We start from the raw sequence: 19,826 nt of genomic DNA on the forward strand, positions 1-19,826 counted from the left end.
CTACAGGAGGCGTGTTTTATCCGGTAATCATCGGGGGCATGGTGCCCAGGAGGGAGACTGCCGCCACCGCGCCAATGCCCAGCAGCCACTCCATAATCACGCTGGTTTTGAGCGTCGCCATGCGCTGCTCGCAATCCTTGATCCGCTGCCGATTGAACAGCGCCAACCCGAGCATCGCACTCACCAGCAGCACCTTGATCAACAGAATCAACGCAAACCCGGACAGCAACGGGGTCGGCCAGAACTGCCCGGTCAACACCCGCACATTGATCAGCCCGGTGATCACCAGTCCCGCCACCAGCGCATAACCGACACCGCTGAAGCGTTGCAGTATTTCGCGGACAGCATGGCCAGCCGGTTGCCGCAGGATCATCACCAGCAGCAACAACCCACCGAGCCAGGCCCCGACGCAGGTCAGGTGAATGATTTGATTGAGGATCAGCAACTGGCCGCTGAGGCCATCGAGCATCGCGCCGTGACCGACCGGCGCCAACGTCGCCAGCAGCAGGCCGCCGAGGACCAGGCGCAAGGGCAGGCTGGTGTGAAGCGGCGTCAGCAGCACAACCATAAGCAAGCCATTGAGCAGCAGATGCCAGCGCCAGACCTGGCCGAAAAACGTATTGCCCAGCACCAGGCGCAAGGTCGACGGATCGAACGCCGCCTCCCACACACCGGCCATGCTGACGGTGATCAGCAGCAGCCAGGCGATGCCGCTGACCAATGCGACCGAGGCAAGCCAGCGGCTGACTCGCGCCAGCGTTTTGTCCAGCAACGCCTCATGACCCAACAGCAGCGGCCTGAATACCCAGACCCCGAACAGCATCAGCACCACGGTGAAATGCAGGAAGCGGCACAGCACCATCGCGCTCGTCATGAATTACTGGCCAACCTTGAAGCTATAGGCGCCTTCGCTTTTGTGGGTATCGACCGACACCGCATGCCATTCGACTTTGTAGGCGCCCGCCGCCAGTGGCGCAGCCGGGGTCACGACCAGGGTCTTTTTATCGCTGCCTTCGGTGGCCAGGCTTTTTACCTCAACGTTGGCGCCGTCCTTGCTGATCGTGACTTTGGTGAATGCCGCTTCGACACCTTCGGAGAACACCAGGCGCAATTCCGACGGTGCACTCACGGTGCTGTCGGCAGCCGGCGTCTGGCTTTTCAGATGAGCATGGGCAAACACCGACGAAGCGGCGAGCAGCGAGCCGAGCAGGGCGGCGGCGGTCAGGGTTTTCTTGAAAAGCATCGTGGATACCTCAGAGGCAGGTTCGAAGAAGGGCGACAGTTTAACTGCGAGCGCGAGCGGGTGGGTGTACGAAGTTTCGTTTTCCGCTGTCGCCGCGATGTAGGGCGGATGCTAGTCTTGAGCAACGCTGTTGTCAGGGAGCCCTCATGGGCAATCACAAGATCGAGATTCGCCGCAGTAACGTCGAAAAAATTCTGCTCGGGGCCGAAAAGGTCTTTGCCGAAAAAGGTTTCGGCGGCACCGCCATGGCCGACATCGCCGCTGAAGTGCAACTGCCGCGCTCCAATCTGCATTACTACTTCAGCACCAAGACCGAGCTCTACAGTGCCGTGCTGTTCGATTTACTTGAAGTGTGGAAGCAGGATGCGCTGTGCTTCGAGATGTTCGATGACCCGCGCGTGGTGCTCAGCAGCTACATCCGCGCCAAGATGAACCACTCGCGCAGCCGGCCTTACGGTTCGAAAGTCTGGGCCAACGAAATCATCCACGGCGCGCCGACGCTGGGTGAGAAACTCGACGCCAGCCTGTACGACTGGGCCAAGATGAAAGAAGCGAAAATTCGCCAGTGGGTGGACGACAAACGCATCCTGCCGGTGGAGCCTTCCAGCCTGCTGTACATGATCTGGGCGTCGACTCAGCATTACGCCGACTTTGATCACCAGGTGAATATTCTGAACGATCACCAGCCGCTGTCGGATATGCAGTTCGAGCGGGCGGTGCAGACGGTGACGAGTGTGATTTTGCGGGGGATCGGGTTGGAGCCCTGATATCTCGGGTGTTGCTGACGGCCTCTTCGCGGGCAAGCCTCGCTCCTACAGGATGCGCAAATCCTGTAGGAGCGAGGCTTGCCCGCGAAGGCGTCAGATCAGGCGCAGCAGATTTCAGACGGCTACATGGTAGGGATTCCTCGGATCATGATTCCAATCCAGAAACGGCTTGCCGTTCTCCATCGGCACCATCTCGATGCAGTCCTGCACCGGGCAAGTGATCTGGCACAAATTGCAACCCACACACTCGTCATCGATCACTTCATATTTGTGCGTCCCATCCGCCTGCCTGAGGCTGGCCACCGCCTGGTGCGAGGTGTCTTCGCAAGCGATATGGCAGCGACCGCAACCGATACACGCCTCCTGGTCAATCTTCGCGATCACCTGATAGTTGATGTCCAGGTACTTCCAGTCCGTAGTATTGCCCACCGCGCGACCGGAAAATTCCGACACGCTGGCGTAACCCTGACTGTCCATCCAGCGTGACAAACCGTCCTTCATGTCCTCGACAATCCGGAAACCATGCAGCATCGCCGCCGTGCACACCTGCACCGAGCCGCTGCCCAGCGCGATGAATTCCGCCGCGTCGCGCCAGTTGCCGATGCCGCCAATACCGGAGATCGGCAAGCCTTTAGTCTGCGGGTCGCGTGCAATTTCGGCGACCATGTTCAACGCAATCGGCTTCACCGCCGAGCCGCAATAACCGCCGTGAGTGCTTTGGCTGCCGACGATGGGATTGGCGACCATGCGTTCCAGGTTAACGCTGGTGATCGAGTTGATCGTGTTGATCAGCGACACCGCATCGGCACCGCCGCGATGGGCCGCGCGGGCGGCGACGCGGATGTCGGTGATGTTCGGCGTGAGCTTGACGATTACCGGCAGCGAGCAATACGTCTTGCACCAGCGGGTGACCTGCTCGACATACTCCGGCACCTGACCGACCGCCGCGCCCATGCCCCGTTCCGGCATGCCGTGAGGGCAGCCGAAGTTCAGCTCGATGCCGTCGGCGCCGGTGGCTTCCACCAACGGCAGGATGTGTTTCCAGGATTCTTCGACGCAGGGCACCATCAGCGACACGATCAATGCGCGGTCCGGCCAATCCTTTTTCACCTGGGTGATTTCCCGCAGGTTGATCTCCAGCGAGCGGTCGGTGATCAGCTCGATGTTATTGAAGCCCAGCACTTCACGGTTGGCGCCGAAATGCGCCGAGTAGCGCGACGACACGTTGACCGCCGCTGGGTCTTCACCCAGGGTTTTCCAGACCACGCCACCCCAGCCGGCCTCAAAGGCGCGGACCACGTTGTAAGCCTTGTCAGTCGGCGGCGCAGAGGCCAGCCAGAACGGGTTGGGGGATTTGATGCCGGCGAAGACAATCGAAAGATCGGCCATTTACGCAGCCTCCACGTTAAGCATCAATTGAGCGTTGATTGCCTCGGCAGCCAGCTTGCCGTGTTGCACGGCTTGCACGGTGAGGTCCTGATCGAGGCTGGTGCAGTCGCCGCCGGCATACACGCCGGGGATGCTGGTGCGCAGCTGTTCATCGACGGCAATCCGATCGCCCTGACGCTTGAGTTCACGGGCCAGCGGGTCGCTGAGGGCGCTTGAGTCAAAGGCCTGGCCGATGGCTTTGAAGATCGCATCGGCGACCAGTTCGAAGGTTTCGCCGGTGGTTTGCAGGCGACCTGCCACCAACTGCGTGCGGGCGAAGCGCATGCCGCGCACCTGGCCTTGAGCATCGAGCAACACTTCTTCGGGTTGCGCCCACGTCAGCAAACGCACCTGATTGGCTTTGGCGATGTCTTGTTCGTGATGGGTGGCGCCCATGTCCTCGACACCGCGGCGATACACCAGATTCACGTCATGCGCGCCGAGGCGGGCCATTTGCACGGCCATGTCGATGGCGGTGTTTCCTGCGCCGAGGACGATGCAGTGATCGGCCAAAGGCAGTTGTGTCAGGTCATCGGCCTGGCGTAACTCGCGGATGTATTCGGTGGCGGCGAGCAGGCCGGGGGCGTCCTCGTGATTCAGTCCAAGCTGTTTGCTGGCATTGAGACCGAGGCCGAGAAACACCGCGTCGAATTGCTGATGCAGGTCGCTCAAGGTCAGGTTTTCACCGAGTTTCTGCCCGTGACGGATTTCGATGCCACCGATCTGCAACAGGAAATCCAGCTCCTTCTGTGCGTAATCGTCCACCAATTTGTACTTGGCGATTCCGTACTCGTTGAGGCCACCAGCCTTTTCCCGTGCTTCGAAAATCACCACGTCATGCCCGTGCATGGCGCTGCGATGAGCGCAGGACAAACCGGCCGGACCGGCCCCTACCACCGCGATGCGTTTGCCGGTTGCAGCGGCGCGCGGGAAGGGGTGTTCGCTAAAGTGCGCGTTGTCCACGGCGTAACGTTGCAAGAGGCCGATCAAGACGGGCGCGCATTCATGGTCGTTGTTGCGCACACACGCTTGCTGGCAGAGGACTTCGGTCGGACAGACCCGGGCGCAACTGCCGCCGAGAATGTTCGCCGAGAGGATTTTCTGCGCTGCGCCTTGCACGTTGTCCTGATGGATATTGCGGATGAACGAGGGAATGTCGATGTCGCTCGGACAGGCGTTCACGCACGGCGCGTCGTAGCAATACAGGCAGCGCGAGGCTTCCAGGTGCGCCTGGCGATCGTTGAGCGGCGGCGCCAGATCGGTGAAGTGGCCAGCGAGGACGGCCGCATTCTCAACGGGATGCGGGAGGTGGGTCAGGGTCTTGATCACGGTGTTGGCCTCACGGTTATTTGAGGTAACTGCCTCTGATGGGCATTGGTTTTTTGTCGCCTGGGCCGACGCCATCGCCAGCAAGCTGGCTCCTACAGTTGAAATGCATTCCCCTGTATGAGCTGGCTTGCCAGCGATAGGCCGAAAGCCGCTCTCAGCGTTTCACAGCAACCGGCTGATTCAACTCCGCCCGCTTGCTCAGCAAATCAAACACCGCCGGATACGCCGGCCGTTCGACATAGCGCCCGGCTCCACGCTCGGCGCGCAAATCACCGTCCGCCCAGACCACCCGGCCCTGGCTGATCGTATGGCTCGGCACACCGCGTACGGTCTTGCCTTCGAAGATGTTGAAGTCGACCTGTTGGTGATGCGTCTTCGCCGAAATCGTGCGCGTGCCCTCGGGATCCCACAGCACCAGATCCGCATCGGCACCCACGCGAATCGCACCTTTACGCGGGTAGAGGTTGAAGATCTTCGCGGTGTTGGTGGAGGTGAGCGCCACAAAGTGCTGCATCGAAAAACGCCCGGTGTTCACCCCTTCATCCCACAGCACGGCCATGCGGTCTTCGATACCGGCGGTGCCATTCGGGATTTTGCTGAAGTCGTCACGTCCCGCAGCTTTTTGCTCGGCGCAGAAACAGCAGTGGTCGGTGGCGGTGGTGTGCAGGTTGCCGGACTGCAAGCCATGCCAAAGCGCTTCCTGATGGCCGCGAGGACGGAAGGGCGGGCTCATCACATAACCGGCGGCGGTCTGCCAGTCCGGATGCTGGTAGACGCTGTCATCCAGCAGCAAATGCCCGGCCAGCACTTCACCGTAGACTGGCTGGCCCTTGCTGCGGGCGTAGGTGATTTCGTCGAGGGCCTCCTTGGTCGACACGTGAACCAGGTACAGCGGCGTGCCCAGGGTTTCGGCGATACGAATCGCCCGGCTCGCCGCTTCACCTTCGACCTGCGAAGGGCGCGACAGCGGATGCGCTTCAGGGCCGGTAATGCCTTGGGCCATCAACTTGCGTTGCAAGTGATAAACCAGTTCGCCGTTTTCCGCATGCACGGTCGGCACGGCGCCCAATTCCAGGCAGCGCTCGAAACTCGCCACGAGGGTGTCATCGGCCGCCATGATCGCGTTCTTGTAGGCCATGAAATGCTTGAAGCTGTTGACCCCGTGATGGCTGACCAGCTCGGCCATTTCTTCACGGACCTGCTCGCTCCACCAGGTGATCGCCACGTGGAAGCCATAGTCCGACGCTGATTTTTCCGCCCAGCCGCGCCACTGATGAAATGCTTCCATCAACGACTGCTGCGGGTTGGGAATCACGAAGTCGATGATCGACGTGGTGCCACCGGCAAGTCCCGCCGCCGTGCCACTGAAAAAGTCTTCGCTGGCCACGGTGCCCATGAAGGGCAGTTGCATGTGCGTGTGCGGGTCGATGCCGCCGGGCATCAGGTATTGGCCGCTGCCGTCGAGCACTTCGGCGCCCGCCGGAACATCAAGATTGTCACCGATGGCTTTGATCACGCCGTCGGCGCAATAGACGTCGGCGCGATAACTTTCATCATGGGTAATAACGGTGGCGCCACGGATCAACAGAGACATTCCGAGTTCCTCGCAGGCAATGACTGACTGGTGTCAGTTCTAACTGTTTTATATGCAGCTGGCGTCAACGGTCGTATTCCTGTCAACGCTGTCAGGATTAGAAGCTAGTATGAGTTCAAGGATTGAGCAAGAATATTTTTCATAAGCATATAACCGTTTTAAGTTATTGATAAATAATAACTAAAACGATTAATCACCAAAATGGTGAGGCCTCTCACCATTTTGACGCACTTGACAGGTTCCAAAAATAGACGAGATTTCTTATGTGAAATCAGCCGCTTGAGAATGGTCTATGGTTGATGCGCAACTTTGAAAAAAAGATCGACGCACCAGATTGAGTCCTGACGGTTCGGACAACTTGCCTGGCCTTTAGCCTGAGAGAACAGACACGTCGCCGAGTACTCACTGGAGATAGATATAAAACTGATCAACATCAGTTAGTTGCAAAGTTTTTATGGAACTGCCCGATGCGCATTCGGAGTGCCCGGCACGTTTATTGATGCCGCCAGCCCCCGATGAGCAAAAAATAATTCAAAGAACAGTGGAGCGGCCATGCAACAGATCAGATCGCAAGTGACCGAACGCGACGGCTTGTTCGAGCTCGAAGCCGGCAGCGATGTCCTCGACAGTCCCCGATACAACCACGACATGGCACCGACCAAGGTGCGCGAACGAACCTGGAACAAATGGCACATCACCGCGCTATGGGTCGGCATGGCGATCTGCGTGCCGACCTACACCCTCGGCGGTGTGCTGACCGCCTATTTCGGCCTGACGGTGGGCGAGGCGCTGGTGGCGATTCTGCTCGCCAACATCATCGTGTTGATCCCGCTGACCCTGAATGCGTTTCCCGGCACTAAGTACGGCATTCCGTTTCCGGTGTTGTTGCGTTCGTCCTTCGGCATCCTCGGTTCCAATATTCCCTGCCTGATCCGTGCGCTGGTGGCGTGTGGCTGGTTCGGCATCCAGACGATGTTTGGCGGGCTGGCGATTCACCTGTTTCTGGGCTCGGTGTTCGAGGGCTGGAAATCCCTCGGAGGTACCGGTGAAGTCATCGGTTTCATGGTCTTCTGGGCGCTGAACCTGTGGGTGGTGATTCGCGGCGCCGACTCGATCAAATGGCTTGAAACGCTGTCCGCGCCGCTGCTGGTGCTGGTGGGTGTCGGTCTGCTGGTGTGGGCGATGCCGAACGTGTCGATGACCGAGTTGCTGGCGATCCCGGCCAAGCGTCCGGAAGGCGCCAGTGTGGTCAGCTATTTCGCCGCCGGGCTGACCGCGATGGTCGGGTTCTGGGCGACGTTGTCGCTGAATATTCCCGACTTCAGCCGCTATGCGAAGAGCCAGAAAGACCAGATTGTCGGGCAGATCATCGGCTTGCCGCTGACCATGTTCCTGTTCGCCTCGCTGGGCGTGGTGATGACCGCCGCGTCGGTGAAACTGGTGGGCGTGACCGTCTCCGATCCCGTGACGTTGATCGGCCATATCCAGAGCCCGGTCTGGGTCGCGCTGGCCATGGCGTTGATCATCATCGCCACGTTGTCCACCAACACCGCGGCCAACATCGTGTCGCCGACCAACGACTTCCAGAACATCGCGCCGAAGGTGATCAACCGCACCAAAGCGGTGTTGCTGACCGGGCTGGTGGGGTTGTTGCTGATGGGCCATGAGTTGCTGAAGAAGCTTGGGCTGATTGTCTCGGACCTGAGCCTGGAAACGGTCTATTCGAACTGGCTGCTGGGTTATTCGAGCCTGCTCGGGCCCATCGCCGGGATCATGGTGGTGGATTATTTCCTGATCAAGAAACAGCAACTGGACCTGGCCGGGTTGTATCGCGATGACGTGTACCCGGCGTGGAACTGGTATGGATTTATCGCGTTCGGCGTGCCGGTGGTGCTGACGTTGCTGTCGTTGGGCAGCGATGCGTTCAGCTGGTTTTACAGTTATGGCTGGTTCACTGGCTCGGCGCTGGGCGGGTTGATTTATTACGGGTTGTGCTCGATGCGGCCCAGCCCGTCTATCGCGAAATCTACGGTGTAGCGGAGGGCCTTATCGCCGGCAAGCCGGCTCCTACATTTGAAATGCGTCCCCCTGTAGGAGCCGGCTTGCCGGCGATGGCGGCCTCAAATACACCAAAGAACTGCCTGAAGAAACCTATAACAACAGCCTGAGGAGATCACCATGAACGCGGCCACAGACGTTCTGCAATCCACCCATCAGCACATCAACCGCGACCGCCTGTGGCAGTCGCTCATGGACCTGGCCAAACTCGGCGCCACGGTCAAGGGCGGCGTGTGTCGCCTGGCCCTGACCGACCTCGATCGCCAGGCCCGGGACATTTTCGTCAGGTGGTGCGAGGAGGCTGGGTGCACCGTCAGCATCGACGCCGTCGGCAACATCTTCGCCCGCCGCCCCGGCCGCAACCCGAACCTGCCGCCAGTGATGACCGGCAGCCACATCGATACCCAACCCACCGGCGGCAAGTTCGATGGCTGCTTCGGCGTACTGGCCGGGGTCGAAGTGCTGCGCACCCTCAACGACCTGGGCGTGGAAACCGAAGCACCGTTGGAAGTGGTGGTCTGGACCAACGAAGAAGGCTCGCGTTTCGCCCCGTGCATGATGGGCTCTGGCGTGTTTGCGGAAAAATTCACCCTTGAAGAAACCCTGGCCAAGGTCGACGCCGAAGGCATTACCGTCGGTGAAGCGCTGAACGCAATCGGCTATGCCGGGCCACGAAAAGTCAGCGGTCACGCGGTTGGCGCGTATTTCGAAGCCCACATCGAGCAAGGCCCGATCCTTGAGGACGAACACAAAACCATCGGTGTGGTGATGGGCGCCCTCGGGCAGAAATGGTTCGACCTGAAACTGCGCGGCGTCGAAGCCCATGCCGGCCCGACCCCGATGCACCTGCGCAAGGATGCACTGGTCGGCGCCGCCGTGATCGTCGGTGCGGTCAACCGCGCCGCCCTCGGCCATCAACCCCACGCGTGTGGCACCGTCGGTTGCCTGCAAGCCTATCCCGGCTCACGCAACGTCATCCCCGGTGAAGTGCGCATGACCCTGGATTTCCGTCACCTGGAACCGGCGAGGCTGGACTCGATGATCGCTGAAGTCCGCGAGGTGATCGAAACCACCTGCGAAGAACACGGCCTGACCTACGAACTGACCCCCACCGCCGATTTCCCGCCGCTGTACTTCGACAAGGGTTGCGTCGAAGCGGTACGCGGTGCCGCGCAAGGTCTCGGCTTGTCGCACATGGACATCGTCAGCGGAGCAGGGCACGACGCAATCTTCCTCGCGGAGCTCGGCCCGGCCGGGATGATCTTCGTCCCGTGCGAAGGCGGCATCAGCCACAACGAAATCGAAAACGCCGCACCGGATGACCTGGCGGCCGGGTGTGCGGTGTTGTTGCGGGCGATGCTGGCGGCTTCGGCGGCGATTGCAGGGGGGCAGCTCTCGGCTTGAAAAGCAAAAGATCGCAGGCTGCGCCAGCTCCTACATTGGATTCGCATTCTCCTGTAGGAGCTGGCGAAGGCTGCGATTTTTTGATTTTGATCCATCAAATCCAGATGGCATCCCACAACGGATAATCACCCACTCGTTTCACCAGTCCGGCACGCAACGGATTCATAACGATGTAACGAGCGGCATCCTTAAGGTCCTCATCACGACGTAACGCACGATCGTAATACCCACGCTGCCACAGGCGACCTTGATCGCCACGTTTAAGATTAATCGAACGGCTGCTTCTGGATTTAATCCGGCACATTAACTCGGCCAACGTGCCGTGCCTCAATTCGATCAACCAGTGCAGATGATCCGGCATAACTACCCAAGCCATGGAAGTCACTATCGACGCGTCATCGGCACAACGCAGTTGATCAACCAAAAGCCGTCCAGACTGCCAGTCGGCAAATACCGGTTTTCGTTGATGAGCCACCGCAGTCAACAGATAAATACGGCCAGATTCTGAAAATCGGGCTTTGCGCAGGCGACATCCATTTGCAGCAACAGGCATTCCTTGCCCTCCTTTAACGAGTGGTAGATGAACGTTAGTCGTCAACGTGAATGGCATGGATGAAAGCATTTTCAGAATATTTCGAATGCGCCAAAAAAGATCGCAGCCTTAGGCAGCTCCTACATCTATCCCCTGTAGGAGCTGCCGAAGGCTGCGATCTTTTGATCTCCTTCTGCACGATCACTACCCCCTGAGGTCGTAATCTTCACGCGCCGCAAATTGTGGAGATCCAATGAGCCAGGACGTCCTGACCACCGAAACCAATCGCCGCCAGTTGCAGCAGATCATCGCCGGTTTGTCCGACGGGGTGATTCTGCTGGAGCTCGACCAGACCATTGTGTGGGCCAATGATGCTGCGCTGGCCATGCACGGCGTCAGCCGGATCAGCGAGTTGGGCGCGAACGCCAGGGAATATGCCCGGCGTTTCGCTTTGCGTTATCGCAATAACCACCCGGTGGCGGCCGACAATTATCCGATCAACCGGGTTGCCCGGGGCGAGACCTTCAGCGATGTGTTGGTGGAGGTGACGCCGACCGCCGACGAGGAGCGCACCTGGGTCCACAACGTGCGCAGCATGGTCCTGGCCGACAGTGCCGGGGAGCCGGAGTCGCTGGTGCTGATCATGGACGATGTCACCGAGTGGGCCAGCGCCGAGCAGCGTTTTGAAAAGACCTTCAACGCCAACCCGGCCCCGGCGGTGATCTGCCGCCTCAGCGATTTGCGCTACATCAAGGTCAACTCGGGTTTTCTGGAAATGACCGGGTATGCCCGCGATCAAGTCATCGGTGTTTCGACCTATGAGCTGGACGTCCTTGAAGGCGCCGAGAAGAAAGACCTGGCGATCGAGCGTTTGCGCGAACACACCACCATTCCCCAAATGCAGGCCGAGCTGAAGTTGGCTGATGGCAGCGGCAAACAGGTCATCGTCGCAGGCCAGCCGCTGGAGCTGAACGACGAAGACTGCATGCTGTTTTCTTTCGTCGACATGGAGCCACGGCACAAGGCTGAAGTTGCCCTGCGCCAGAGCGAGGAACGTTTCGCCAAGGCCTTTCGATTGACCCCGGTGCCCACCCTCGTGTGCGGCGTTGACGATCAGGTGGTGATCGATGTCAACGAAGCCTTCCTCGATACGCTTGCGTACCCCAGCGAAGACGTATTGGGCAAGACCCTCGCGCAAATCGATTTCATCCACGACCAAGGCGCCCGTACTCGGCTGTTTGCGGCGCTGGAGAAAACCGGTCGCCTGGATCGCATCGATGTGCGTATCCGTAAAAAAGACGCTCAACTGATCGATTGCGCGATTTGCGCCGACACCGTGAACATTCAGGACAACCCTTGTTATCTGCTTGTGTTGATGGACATTACCGAGCGCAAACGCACCGAGCTGGAGTTGGTGGCGGCCATCGAAGAAGTGATGCAAGACGCGTCCTGGTTCAGCCGCACGTTGATCGAAAAACTCGCCAACGTAAAAAGCGTCAATTCGCCGAAATTGCCCAGTGTGTCGTTTACCGACCTGACGGCTCGGGAGCGCGATGTGCTGGAGCTGATCTGCGAAGGCCTGGCCGACAAGGAAATCGCCGCGCGCTTGAAACTGGCGCCGAACACGGTACGCAATCACGTGGCAACGGTGTATTCCAAGCTTGATGTGCACAGTCGCAGCGAAGCGATTGTCTGGGCGCGAGAGCGTGGATTGTTCTCTGGCTCGGGGCGGTCCAGGGGGCAACGTTAAGGTGCAAATGCACTAGTTGAGGTAGTGCAAATTCATGTTTTGACAGGGTGTCACGGCTCTTAGGCTGAGAGTGTGCGAGCGGGGTCCGAGAAATATCCGCACGCGCCTTTTCAAGTCGCCTAAGGATCAGTCATGCCGCACAAGCGCATCCCCCTTGCAGTACCTTGCCACGAGGGTCAATCGCAATGATTCACCTGGCGCAACTGCGGCTGCAACTGGAACGCAGCTTTTCTCCCCTGGCCTGTGAGTGCACGATCACCGGCGATCATTCGTTGACGGTGAAGCTTTACCATCCGGTGTCGGGGCAGGTGGACCTGGTGGTCAGCGGGTTAAACGTGACAACCCTCAATACCCGCGAAGCGGTTGCAGCGCTCATTGAGGAGCTGCGCTACGAACTGGAAAGCAACACACTGCATCGACCCGATCCCGTGAGCTAATTCTTGTCGGTTTTGACTACTGACTGAAGGTGAAAACCCACAAAATCGGCTTTTCCATGATCGCCCCGTGAACTTTTTGGCAAGGTTTTGTTGTCACAAACTTGTCGATCACTTTCCGCGGGTCATCCTATGAAAAGTCTTGGGAAACGCGTTTTCACACCGTTTGCATTCTGTGTCGTCATTCTCGGTGGCTGTGCCAGTCCGCCGCCACCTCCACCTGCTGCACCACCTCCACCGCCTGTACGCACCTGTCAGACCATGGATAAAACTGATGTCATGGGTGACGTGAGGGCTGAAGGGGAGGTGACTCGGGTGACCACCACCACCCAGTGCGTCACGCAGTAAATACTTGTAGGAGCGAGCAGGCTCGCGATGGACGTGACGAATACGCGTATTTACTGGAAAACGCGGTGTTCTTCAGTCCATCGCGAGCAGGCTCGCTCCTACAAGGGGTGATCCTGAGCGAGCGGGGGTCAGCGCGGGATCAGGACAGGAAGCCACCATCCACGTTCAGCGAAACGCCGGTGGTGTAGCTCGATGCATCACTGGCCAGATAAAGCACCGCACCGGCCATTTCGCTTGGGTCCGCCACACGCTTGAGCGGAATCTGCTGCAGAGCGGTGTTCAAGATGGCCTCGTTCTTCACCAGCGCCGATGCAAACTTGGTGTCGGTCAGGCCCGGCAGCAGGGCGTTGCAGCGAATCCCGAACTGCGCACATTCCTTGGCAAACACCTTGGTCATGTTGATCACGGCTGCCTTGGTCACCGAGTAGATGCCCTGGAAAATCCCCGGCGAGATGCCGTTGATCGATGCCACGTTGATGATGCTGCCACCACCGTTGTCGCGCATCAGTTTGCCCGCTTCCACGGACATGAAGAAGTAGCCGCGGATGTTGACGTCGACGGTTTTCTGGAAGGCGCTGAGGTCGGTGTCCAGCACGTTGCAGAACTGTGGGTTGGTCGCGGCGTTGTTGACCAGGATGTCCAGGCGGCCGAACTGTTCGCGGATGCCGGCGAAGACCTGGCTGATCTGTTCCATTTCACCGATGTGGCACGCGACGGCGGTGGCTTTGCCGCCCGCAGCGATAATGGCGTCGGCGACGTGCTGGCAGCCCTCGAGTTTGCGACTCGAGACGATGACGTGGGCACCTTGCTGGGCCAGGAGTTTGGCGATGGCTTCACCGATACCGCGGCTGGCGCCGGAGACGAAAGCGATCTTGCCGTCGAGGTCGAACAACTGGGTCTTGGACATGGGAGTTCCTTGTTATAGGTCTGACATTTGTACCGTGGGAGCCAGCGATGCGGCGACCCGACTTGCCGGCGAAGAACGATTACGCGGTATTACAGATACACCGCAGTGTCCAATTCGCCGGCAAGTCGGGTCGCCGCATCGCTGGCTCCTACAAGTGGTGTGTTGTATCAGAGGCTGGATTTCTGGATGACCTGCAAACTCATCTGCTCCAGCAGTTTGTTCATGTGAATGAACTGCGCGAAGCGTTTGTCCTGGGTCTGACCATGGAAGAAGCGGTAGTAGATCTGCTGCACGATGCCGGCAAGACGAAACAGGCCGTAGGTGTAGTAGAAGTCGAAGTTGTCGATCTGGATGCCCGAACGCTGGGCGTAGTAATCGACGAATTCGCGGCGGGTCAGCATGCCCGGTGCGTGGCTCGGCTGGCGGCGCATCATTTGCACCGGGGCCGGGTCGCCGGCTTCGATCCAGTAGGCGAGGGTGTTGCCCAGGTCCATCAGCGGATCGCCGAGGGTGGTGAGCTCCCAATCGAGCACGCCGATGATCTGCATCGGATTGTTCGGGTCGAGGATCACATTGTCGAAGCGGTAGTCGTTGTGCACGATGCTTGAGGTCGGGTGATCGGCCGGCATTTTGTCGTTGAGCCAGGCTTTGACCACGTCCCATTGCGGGGCGTCCGGGGTCAGGGCTTTTTCGTAGCGATCGCTCCAGCCTTTGATCTGCCGCGCCACATAACCTTCGGGTTTGCCCAGATCACCGAGGCCATAGGCCTTGTAGTCGACCTGGTGCAGTTCAACGAACTTGTCGATGAAACTCTTGCACAGGGCTTCGGTTTTTGCCGAATCCAGGCCCAGTTCCGGTGGCAGTTCGGAGCGCAGGATGATCCCGTTGACCCGTTCCATCACATAGAACTCGGCACCGATCACCGATTCGTCGGTGCAGTGCACGTAGGCTTTGGGGCAGTACGGAAAACCGTCGCGCAGTTGATTGAGGATGCGGAATTCGCGACCCATGTCGTGGGCGGACTTGGCCTTGTGGCCAAACGGTGGCCGACGCAGGACAAATTCCTGTTCGGGGTATTCCAGCAGGTAGGTGAGGTTCGACGCACCGCCGGGAAACTGGCTGATTTGCGGCAAACCGCTGAGGCCCGGAATGTGCGCCTTGAGGTACGGATCGATCAGGCTGGCATCGAGTTCTTCGCCGGAGCGGATACGGGTGGACTGGTCAGTAAGCGCCATGCTTATCCCTTCTGCTTATTCTGGAGGCCTGAGACTATTGGCTAATCTAATGTGCACACCCGGCACCGACAACCACGATCAGCCCTTATAGGTGAGCGTGTTGCCGGACAATCATTGCTTTTGATACACCTGTTTGAATGTTGTCACAGCGCTGCCTGATTCGCATTGGTCGGCAGGGCGACGGGGGTGAGCACCGGTTCGCCGGAAAAGAACGCCATCAGGTTGCGCCCTACCAGTTCGACCGTGCCCTGGGTCGCTTCCGGAGACAGTCCCGCGACGTGCGGCGTGAGGATGACGTTGCTCAAGGCTTTCAAGGCCTCAGGCACCTGAGGTTCGTGGTCGAAGACATCCAGTGCCGCGCCGGCAATGCGTCGCTGTTCCAGTGCGCCGATCAAATCGGCGGTTACCACGACACTGGCCCGAGCGATGTTGACGAGAAAACCGTTGGGACCCAGCGCGTCCAGCACCGGGCGATTGATCAGGTTTCGGGTGCCGATTCCGCCGGGCGTGGCCACCACCAGGAAGTCCGAGACGCGGGCCAGTTCGGTCGGCGTCGAACAGAAGCTGTACGGCACATCGCTGCGATGTTGGCGGTTGTGGTAGCTGACCGTCATGTCGAAACCGTTGGCCGCGCGCCTGGAGATGGCCATGCCGACCGCGCCGAGGCCGAGGATGCCCAGGCGTTTGCCGGCGAGGGAAGGGCGCATGATCTTCGGCCACTCGCCCCGTCTTACGGCGGCGTCGCAGCGCGGGATATCACGGACCAGCGAGAGCAGCATCGCCATCGCATGGTCGGCGACCGAAGAAGCGTTGACGCCAGCGCCGTTGGTGACGGTCAGGCCCCGGTCGGCGGCGGCTTGCAGGTCGACGTGTTCGTAGCCGGCACCGATCACGCAGATGATCTTCAGCGCCGGCAGCGCGGCTATTTCGTCAGCGTACAAACCTAACGGGCCGCGGGTCAGGACCGCATCGATCCGGGCGCCGTGGGTGGCAATGGCCTCGGCGCGCTCGGCGGGGGTCGGTGCCAGAATCAGGTGAAACCCCTGATGTTCCAGAATCGGCAAGTAATCATTGATTGTTTCAACCAGTACCAGAACGGTTGCGGGCATGCTGGGCTCCTGTGACTTGAAAATCCCTAGAGATTGCTGGCTTCAAAGTGCATTGGCAACGATCAAGGTCGCAGCGCTACCAGATGATCATAGCGGAACAGGAGGGAGAGGTTATGGCACCGTCAAAAAGCTGCGCGCCGCGTCCAGAATCTCATCGGACAATGGTTCGCCACGGGTCGCGCGGGCCAGCGTCAGGGCGCCGACCATCAAGGAGAACTGCACCAGCGCCTGCTGTCGATCGCGGGCGTCATCGCCGGTGTCCATCAGGGGGGCGAACGTGCCGAGCAACGAGTCGAGACCGTCCATGAACGTTTGGCGCAAGCCGCTTTCGGCGGCTTCGTGGCACATGTCACCGGCAAACGCCGCCACCGGGCAGCTGTCGCCCGGATTATCACGGCTGGCTGCCGACAGGTAGGGTTTGATCAAAGCCTGACGGGCGGCGTTCTTGTCTTCATTGGCGGCGATCCAGTCTTTCCAGCGGTCTGCCGATTGCTGGAATGCGCGGCCACTGGCCTCCTGGGCCAAGGCTTCCTTGGACTCGAAATGCCCATAGAAACCGCCATGGGTCAGGCCTGCTGCCGCCATGACGTCGATGACGCTGATGCCGTGCACGCCCCGTTCGCGAAACAGCCGCGTGGCGGCCTCGACGATAATCTCGCGGTTGAGTTCGGCTTGTTTGCGGGAAACACGGGGCATTGGCGGCTCACAAAGATAAAGGATGGCGATCAGAGGGCGTACTGGGCAATTCCGTTGCCGAACGACCAGTTCTCTTTTTTCACTTCGACCAGATTAATGAAAACGTCCTCGAGGCGCACCGCCAGTTCAGCGTTAAGGCTCTCGGCGATGGTTTTATAGAGCAGTTTTTTCTGCTCGACGGTGCGGCCTTCGCTCAGGGTGATCTGAATCACCACCAGCTTGTCGCTGCGGTTGATCCCCAGGTATTGCGGGTCAAAGATGAAGTGCTGCTCGTCGTGTTCGGCGAGGATCTGGAAATTATCGTTTTCCGGCACGCCGATGGCGCTGTGCATGGCGGCGTAGATCAACTGCCCGATGCGTTTGGCGTGGGTGGGGTCCTGATGCTTTTTGATGTCGATGCGAACCAGTGGCATGGAAGGTCTCCGGAAGGAATGCAGGTTTACTTAAAATACATGATGAATGACCTTTATCAAGCTGAAGGTGCTTTTGGCGATGAAGCGCACATCCCGCAAGTCTCCAGAAGACCGCATGTCTCTGTAGGAGCGAGCCTGCTCGCGATGGTGTGTCAGTCGACACAGCGGTGCCGGATAGACCATCGCGAGCAGGCTCGCTCCTACAGGGGAGGTGTTGCCCACTTTTTATCTGATCCGCACAACCATTCCTCAGCTAAGTCTTTGCTTCTGTTCATTAATCCCGGAGAATCGCGCCCCTGTTTCGGCCAGGGCGCTGCCTGTCGGATTTTTCCGACTCGTCCTGACCGGGTAGCAACTGACCGGAATGTGGAGATCCCACCGGATGAATGATCAGGCCAATAGCGTCAACGAACGCTATGTAGCGGCGAACCCTGTCAGCCTTGAGGGCTGGAATCGTCATGACACCACCTGGATGCTCGGCCTGTTTGGCACGGCCATCGGGGCCGGTACCCTGTTTTTGCCGATCAACGCGGGTCTGGGCGGTTTCTGGCCGTTGCTGGTCCTGGCGCTGCTGGCGTTCCCCATGACGTTTTACGCGCACCGTGGCCTGACCCGCTTCGTGTTGTCCGGTCGCGAAGGCGCGGACATCACAGAAGTGGTGGAAGAGCATTTCGGCATCAAGGCCGGTGCGCTAATCACCTTGCTGTACTTCTTCGCGATCTTCCCGATCCTGCTGATCTACAGCGTGGCCCTGACCAACACCGTGGGCAGTTTCCTTGAGCATCAACTGCACATCATGCCGCCACCGCGCGCCGTGCTGTCGTTTGTGCTGATCCTCGGCCTTTTGGCGGTGGTGCGTTGCGGCGAGCAGGTGATCGTCAAGGCGATGAGCCTGATGGTGTATCCGTTCATCGTGGCGTTGCTGTTTCTGGCGGTGTTCCTGATTCCACACTGGAACGGCGGCATCCTCACCACGGCATCGACGCTGCCTGAACCGTCGGCGCTGCTGCACACCTTGTGGCTGGCGATTCCGGTGATGGTCTTCTCGTTCAACCACTCGCCGATCATCTCGGCGTTCGCGGTGGACCAGAAGCGTCGCTACGGCGAGCACGCCGAAGAGCGCAGCTCGCAGATCCTGTCCCGCGCCCATGTGTTGATGGTGGTGATGGTGCTGTTCTTCGTGTTCAGCTGCGTGCTGACCCTGTCGCCGGCGCAACTGGCGGAAGCGAAGGCGCAGAACCTGTCGATCCTGTCGTACCTGGCCAACCACTTCAGCAACCCGACCATCGAGTTTGCGGCGCCGTTGATTGCGTTTGTGGCGATTTCCAAGTCGTTCCTCGGGCATTACATCGGTGCCAGTGAAGGTCTGAAAGGCCTGATCGTGAAGAGTGGCAAGCGTCCGGCACCGAAGACGCTGGACCGTATGACCGCGGCGTTCATGCTGGTGGTGTGCTGGATTGTGGCGACGCTGAATCCGAGCATCCTGAGGATGATCGAGACTCTCGGTGGCCCGATCATTGCGGCGATTCTGTTCCTGATGCCGATGTATGCGATCCGCAAGGTGCCGGCGATGGCCCGTTTCCGTGGTCAAGCGTCCAATGTGTTTGTGACGGCGGTTGGTTTGGTGGCTATTTCGGCGTTGATTTATTCGCTGAGCGCTTGATTGCTGTTGTTTGCTTGATTGGTTGAGATTACGGCTGATCCGCTTTGCGGGTTGGCCGTTTTTTTGTGCGCTGGTTTTTTGAGGGGGGGACATATCCGTTGCTGCGGTAACGGCCGCTAATGGTTTCGCCCTTACGGCGAGTCACTTGGAAGAGCCCCAAGTAACCAAGGGCTTTTGCCCCTTTCGTTCGGTGCCTCGCCTAGGCTCGGCATGCCCTCGCTCCGGTCCTGCTCCGTGGGCCCGCCGCGATCGGCCATCCCTGGCCGTGCGCGGCTAACCCGGCATCCATGCCGGGTTGCCCACTGCGCAGAACCTCCACTCGGCCTCTCGAGGGGGCGTGTACCTCAAGATCAAAAGCTGAAGGCGAGCTAACGCTCGGCCTGATGAGTGGTGAAAATCAAAAGCGCACACCGACCCCTGTAGGAGCCGGCTTGCCGGCGAAAAGCGTCTGGGCAACGCGTTCATCCAGACAACCCGCGTCATCGTTGACGTCCATCGCCAGCAAGCTGGCTCCTACAATTTTGAGTCGTGTGAACCCAATCCCCGTGTAGGAGCCGGCTTGCTGGCGATAGCGGTGTGTCAGTCGACGCATTTATCGCCTGAACAGGCGCCATCGCCAGCAAGCCGGCTCCTACAGGGGATTGGTGTACATGTCCGGAATGAGTGAGCGCAGCAGAGAAGGACAACGCGTACACAAAATGAGCCAGGTCGGCTTTCAGGCCGCCTCGGCGGCCGTGGCGGTAGTCGCCCCCTCGAGAGGCCGAGTGGAGGTTCTGCGCAGTGGGCAACCCGGCATGGATGCCGGGTTAGCCGCCCCCGGCCAGGGATGGCCGATGGCGGCGGGCCCACGGAGCAGGACCGGAACGAGGGCATGCCGAGCCTTAGCGAGGCACCGAACGAAAGGGGCAAGAGCGCT

At 59.5% G+C, this 19,826-nt stretch carries 18 protein-coding genes; 6 read left to right on the plus strand and 12 right to left on the minus strand.

Annotation, left to right across the window (positions count from 1 at the left end):
- Positions 1-16: 16 nt before the first annotated feature.
- Both copD and copC read right to left on the minus strand, forming a co-directional pair.
- A complete protein-coding gene (copD, locus tag KGB24_RS10745) occupies positions 17-874 on the minus strand; it encodes a copper homeostasis membrane protein CopD (protein WP_223413704.1) in 858 nt (285 codons plus the stop codon).
- A gap of 3 nt (positions 875-877) precedes the next feature.
- Positions 878-1,243 carry a copper homeostasis periplasmic binding protein CopC gene (copC, locus tag KGB24_RS10750; protein ID WP_008036774.1) on the minus strand — a complete coding sequence of 122 codons (366 nt, stop codon included), beginning with the start codon at positions 1,241-1,243 and terminating at the stop codon, positions 878-880.
- Positions 1,244-1,389: 146 nt separating this feature from the next.
- Here copC and KGB24_RS10755 point away from each other — a divergent pair, with 146 nt between their 5' ends.
- On the plus strand, positions 1,390-2,010 hold the full coding sequence (locus KGB24_RS10755; RefSeq protein WP_008024841.1) for a TetR/AcrR family transcriptional regulator: 621 nt from the start codon (positions 1,390-1,392) through the stop codon (positions 2,008-2,010).
- 114 nt (positions 2,011-2,124) lie between these two features.
- On the opposite strand, the gene preA is transcribed toward KGB24_RS10755, so the two are convergent.
- The 3 genes from preA to hydA all read right to left on the minus strand — a co-directional run bounded on the left by preA (position 2,125) and on the right by hydA (position 6,361).
- Positions 2,125-3,399 carry an NAD-dependent dihydropyrimidine dehydrogenase subunit PreA gene (gene preA, locus KGB24_RS10760; protein ID WP_008024838.1) on the minus strand — a complete coding sequence of 425 codons (1,275 nt, stop codon included), beginning with the start codon at positions 3,397-3,399 and terminating at the stop codon, positions 2,125-2,127.
- Positions 3,400-4,767, minus strand: coding sequence for an NAD(P)-dependent oxidoreductase (locus KGB24_RS10765; protein ID WP_223413703.1), 1,368 nt, complete (start codon positions 4,765-4,767; stop codon positions 3,400-3,402).
- 154 nt (positions 4,768-4,921) lie between these two features.
- Positions 4,922-6,361, minus strand: a complete 1,440-nt coding sequence (gene hydA / locus KGB24_RS10770; protein WP_008024835.1) for a dihydropyrimidinase — start codon at positions 6,359-6,361, stop codon at positions 4,922-4,924.
- Positions 6,362-6,913: 552 nt separating this feature from the next.
- Between hydA and KGB24_RS10775 the strand changes: the two genes are divergently transcribed.
- Both KGB24_RS10775 and KGB24_RS10780 read left to right on the plus strand, forming a co-directional pair.
- Positions 6,914-8,398, plus strand: a complete 1,485-nt coding sequence (locus KGB24_RS10775) for an NCS1 family nucleobase:cation symporter-1 (protein WP_008024834.1) — start codon at positions 6,914-6,916, stop codon at positions 8,396-8,398.
- 141 nt (positions 8,399-8,539) lie between these two features.
- Positions 8,540-9,823, plus strand: coding sequence for a Zn-dependent hydrolase (locus KGB24_RS10780; protein WP_223413702.1), 1,284 nt, complete (start codon positions 8,540-8,542; stop codon positions 9,821-9,823).
- A 94-nt stretch (positions 9,824-9,917) separates the two neighbouring features.
- On the opposite strand, the gene KGB24_RS10785 is transcribed toward KGB24_RS10780, so the two are convergent.
- Positions 9,918-10,376: an REP-associated tyrosine transposase gene (locus KGB24_RS10785; RefSeq protein ID WP_223413701.1), complete on the minus strand. Its 459-nt coding sequence runs from the start codon at positions 10,374-10,376 to the stop codon at positions 9,918-9,920.
- A 232-nt stretch (positions 10,377-10,608) separates the two neighbouring features.
- Between KGB24_RS10785 and KGB24_RS10790 the strand changes: the two genes are divergently transcribed.
- Positions 10,609-12,105 carry a helix-turn-helix transcriptional regulator gene (locus KGB24_RS10790; RefSeq protein ID WP_223413699.1) on the plus strand — a complete coding sequence of 499 codons (1,497 nt, stop codon included), beginning with the start codon at positions 10,609-10,611 and terminating at the stop codon, positions 12,103-12,105.
- A gap of 185 nt (positions 12,106-12,290) precedes the next feature.
- A complete protein-coding gene (locus KGB24_RS10795) occupies positions 12,291-12,542 on the plus strand; it encodes a DUF1652 domain-containing protein (RefSeq protein ID WP_008024829.1) in 252 nt (83 codons plus the stop codon).
- 484 nt (positions 12,543-13,026) lie between these two features.
- Here KGB24_RS10795 and KGB24_RS10800 read toward each other — a convergent pair whose 3' ends face one another.
- The 5 genes from KGB24_RS10800 to KGB24_RS10820 all read right to left on the minus strand — a co-directional run bounded on the left by KGB24_RS10800 (position 13,027) and on the right by KGB24_RS10820 (position 17,247).
- Positions 13,027-13,794: an SDR family oxidoreductase gene (locus tag KGB24_RS10800; protein WP_008024827.1), complete on the minus strand. Its 768-nt coding sequence runs from the start codon at positions 13,792-13,794 to the stop codon at positions 13,027-13,029.
- A 167-nt stretch (positions 13,795-13,961) separates the two neighbouring features.
- Positions 13,962-15,029 carry a phosphotransferase family protein gene (locus KGB24_RS10805; protein ID WP_008024825.1) on the minus strand — a complete coding sequence of 356 codons (1,068 nt, stop codon included), beginning with the start codon at positions 15,027-15,029 and terminating at the stop codon, positions 13,962-13,964.
- Positions 15,030-15,172: 143 nt separating this feature from the next.
- The gene (locus KGB24_RS10810) at positions 15,173-16,138 is read right to left on the minus strand and encodes a 2-hydroxyacid dehydrogenase (RefSeq protein WP_223414474.1); all 966 of its coding nucleotides are present in this window, start codon (positions 16,136-16,138) and stop codon (positions 15,173-15,175) included.
- A gap of 111 nt (positions 16,139-16,249) precedes the next feature.
- On the minus strand, positions 16,250-16,834 hold the full coding sequence (locus KGB24_RS10815; protein ID WP_223414475.1) for a TetR/AcrR family transcriptional regulator: 585 nt from the start codon (positions 16,832-16,834) through the stop codon (positions 16,250-16,252).
- A gap of 29 nt (positions 16,835-16,863) precedes the next feature.
- On the minus strand, positions 16,864-17,247 hold the full coding sequence (locus tag KGB24_RS10820; RefSeq protein WP_008024819.1) for a tautomerase family protein: 384 nt from the start codon (positions 17,245-17,247) through the stop codon (positions 16,864-16,866).
- Between the two features lie 382 nt (positions 17,248-17,629).
- Between KGB24_RS10820 and KGB24_RS10825 the strand changes: the two genes are divergently transcribed.
- Positions 17,630-18,910, plus strand: a complete 1,281-nt coding sequence (locus KGB24_RS10825) for a serine/threonine transporter (RefSeq protein ID WP_223414476.1) — start codon at positions 17,630-17,632, stop codon at positions 18,908-18,910.
- Between the two features lie 397 nt (positions 18,911-19,307).
- Here the strand turns inward: KGB24_RS10825 and KGB24_RS10830 are convergent, their stop codons facing one another.
- Positions 19,308-19,502, minus strand: coding sequence for a hypothetical protein (locus KGB24_RS10830; protein WP_223414477.1), 195 nt, complete (start codon positions 19,500-19,502; stop codon positions 19,308-19,310).
- Positions 19,503-19,826: the final 324 nt, after the last annotated feature.

The sequence above is a fragment of the Pseudomonas sp. BF-RE-25 genome (assembly GCF_019956105.1).
In the GTDB taxonomy this organism is placed as follows: domain Bacteria; phylum Pseudomonadota; class Gammaproteobacteria; order Pseudomonadales; family Pseudomonadaceae; genus Aquipseudomonas; species Aquipseudomonas migulae.